Annotated in this window: 5 protein-coding genes; 4 read left to right on the plus strand and 1 reads right to left on the minus strand. The window is 67.5% G+C overall.

The features are described 5' to 3' along the window. Nucleotides 1-530 (minus strand): MFS transporter (locus tag ACRDUX_RS16530; RefSeq protein WP_526415098.1); only part of this gene is annotated, 530 nt, incomplete at its 3' end. 87 nt (nt 531-617) lie between these two features. Here ACRDUX_RS16530 and ACRDUX_RS16535 point away from each other — a divergent pair. The 4 genes from ACRDUX_RS16535 to ACRDUX_RS16550 all read left to right on the plus strand — a co-directional run. Next, complete coding sequence (locus ACRDUX_RS16535; protein WP_526415099.1) at nt 618-1,556, plus strand: LysR family transcriptional regulator; 939 nt, start codon at nt 618-620, stop codon at nt 1,554-1,556. Between the two features lie 18 nt (nt 1,557-1,574). Beyond that, nucleotides 1,575-1,718 (plus strand): hypothetical protein, encoded by a 144-nt coding sequence (locus tag ACRDUX_RS16540; RefSeq protein WP_526415100.1) that lies wholly within the window; start codon nt 1,575-1,577, stop codon nt 1,716-1,718. A 13-nt stretch (nt 1,719-1,731) separates the two neighbouring features. Continuing rightward, on the plus strand, nt 1,732-1,893 hold the full coding sequence (locus tag ACRDUX_RS16545) for a hypothetical protein (protein ID WP_526415101.1): 162 nt from the start codon (nt 1,732-1,734) through the stop codon (nt 1,891-1,893). Nucleotides 1,894-1,945: 52 nt separating this feature from the next. Beyond that, nucleotides 1,946-2,508, plus strand: a 563-nt coding sequence (locus ACRDUX_RS16550; RefSeq protein ID WP_526415102.1) for an alpha/beta hydrolase, incomplete at its 3' end; no start/stop codon positions are given.

The following is a 2,508-nucleotide window of genomic DNA, read 5'->3' on the forward strand; positions in this document are numbered from 1 at the left end:
GTCCCGGTCAGCACCAGCAGCACCACCGTCGCGAGCAGGTTGCCCGCAGGCACACCGGCCTGCGGCCAGCTGGCCCAGAACCCGCGCTCCTCGATCGGACTGTGTTCGGCCACCAGCAGCACGGCGCCACCCCACTCGCCGCCGACGGCGAAGCCCTGGATGAACCGCAGCACGACCAAGAGAGCGGGCGCCCAGTAGCCGATTTGTCCGAACGTCGGCAGGCAGCCCATCAGGAACGTCGAGGCGCCGACCAGCAGGAGACTGAACTGCAGCAGCTTCTTGCGGCCGTACTTGTCGCCGAAGTGTCCGAACACGACGCCGCCCAAGGGGCGTGCGATGAAGCCGACCGCGTAGGTGACGAAGGCCGCGAGAATGGCGTCGAGGTCACTCGTGCTCGGGGCGAAGAACACCTTGCTGAAGACCAACGTGGCTGCGGTGCCGTAGAGGAAGAACTCGTACCATTCGACCACCGTGCCCGCCATCGAGGCGGCGACGACCCGCCGCAACCCGGCCGGTACTGGCTTGCCCATCGAATCTCCCTCGTGGCTTCCGTGGTTTCCGCATGTGATGCGCCCCACACTGCAGCTGAGTATTCCTGCAGCTCTTCGCTGCCCGCAATGCCCAACGCTGCAGCAAGCATCTGCGAAAATGCAGAGATGACCGACGGCAGGAGGCTCAGCGCCGACGACCTGCTGGTCCTGCTGGCCGTCGGCAGGTCGGGTCGTTACGTCACCGCCGCCGACGAACTCGGCCTCAACCACACCACCATCTCGCGCCGCATCGCTGCTCTGGAACAGTCGATCGGCGGCCGCCTGCTCGCACGCTCGGCCGGCGGCTGGGAGCTCACCGAACTCGGTCGCGACGCGTTGTCGGCGGCCGAAGCGGTCGAGACCGCGCTTCGCTCTCTGGCCGGCCCCTCAGGTCCGCGGACGCTGGAGGGCGTCGTGCGGATGTCCGCCACGGACGGTTTCAGCGCCTACATCGCCGCGCCCGCCGCTGCCGACGTGCAGCGCCGGCATCCCAAGGTCACCGTCGAGATCGTCGCGGCCACCCGCCGGCCCACTCAGCAGCGCTCGGGCCTGGACATCGAAGTCGTCGTCGGCGAACCGCAGGTACATCGCGCGCAAGCCGCCCGGCTCGGCGACTACCGTCTCGGCCTCTACGGTTCGCGCGACTACCTCGAACGTCATGGTGCGCCGTCGTCGAGATCCGAACTCGCCGAGCACCCCCTCGTGTACTTCATCGACTCCATGCTTCAGGTCGACGAACTGGACCTGGCCCGCTCCTTCGCGCCGGCCATGCGTGAATCCGTCACGTCCACCAACGTCTTCGTCCACGTCGAGGCGACCCGAGCTGCTGCGGGCCTCGGCCTGCTGCCCTGCTTCATGGCCGATCGCCACGACGATCTGATTCGCGTGCTGCCAGAGGACGTCGGCCTCCTGCTGACCTACTGGCTGGTGGCACGAACCGAGACTCTGCGCAGACCCGAGGTCGCCGCGCTGGTCGACGCGATCCGCTCCCGCATGGAGGAGCAGCGCGACGTGCTCCTCGGCTGACCCATCACGATAGCCGCAGTGGCACGGTCGGGGCACGAGACCACGAGGGGAATCGTGCTCCTGACCCGCGAACAGCTCAAAGAGCTGGCCCGCGCCGACCTGAGTGGACTCGATCTCGTAGGTGAGCTGCTGAGCGAACGCCGTCGCGACGCATTGGTCTGAGGTTGCGCAGAAGGTGCTTGCGCACGGACGCGACGGGGACCTGGCCAAGGCGCTCCTGCTCAGTTATGACTTGGAGATCTCGGCGGTGACCGCGATCGATGCGTCAGTGTGGACCGCGGACACCGGTTGGGAGTCCAACGCGAGAGTCAGACAGATCCGCGATTCCACCGGGTAACGGCTGAGCGAATCCCTTGCGCGACAGGGAGTCGCCTGGTGCAGTCTCAGACATGCCATTCCTCGAAACCGATGCCGGTCGGGCGTACTACCGACACTGGGCCGCCGCTGACCCCCGAGCCGCCGTCATCTTCTTGCACGGGTTCGGCGAGCACACCGGGCTCTACCACCGCTACGGCTTCGCGCTCAACGCCGCAGGGATAGACCTGTGGGCCGTCGACCAGTTCGGCCACGGGCTGACCCCCGGCGACCGCGGCGACTTCGGTTCACTCGAAGCCAGCACCGCGCTCGGCGAGCGGCTCGCCGAGCTCGCGTCGACCGAGAAACCCGGCATTCCACTTGTCGCTCAGGGACATTCGTTCGGCGCGGTCGCCACCCTGTTCCGACTGCTCGAAGCGCCGGACCGCTACCGCGTCGGTGTCGTCTCGGGCGCGCCGCTGGTTCCCGTTCCCGAACTCGTCGACGCGAACACGACGTTCGAGATCTCGCCCAGCCAGCTCTCGGCCGACCCGTTCTACCTCGACTCCATCGAGAACGATCCGCTGGCCTTCGTCGACGCCGACGGCGGACCGCTGGCGCGCGAACTAGACAGGGGATGGGACAGATTCGGCGCGGA

The sequence above is a fragment of the Mycobacterium sp. genome (assembly GCF_050701675.1).
Taxonomy (GTDB): Bacteria; Actinomycetota; Actinomycetes; order Mycobacteriales; family Mycobacteriaceae; genus Mycobacterium.

Excerpts from the sequence above, each read along its gene's own strand:
- ACRDUX_RS16535 (WP_526415099.1), top strand. The coding sequence starts at position 618 with ATGCCCAACGCTGCAGCAAGCATCTGCGAAAATGCAGAGATGACCGAC.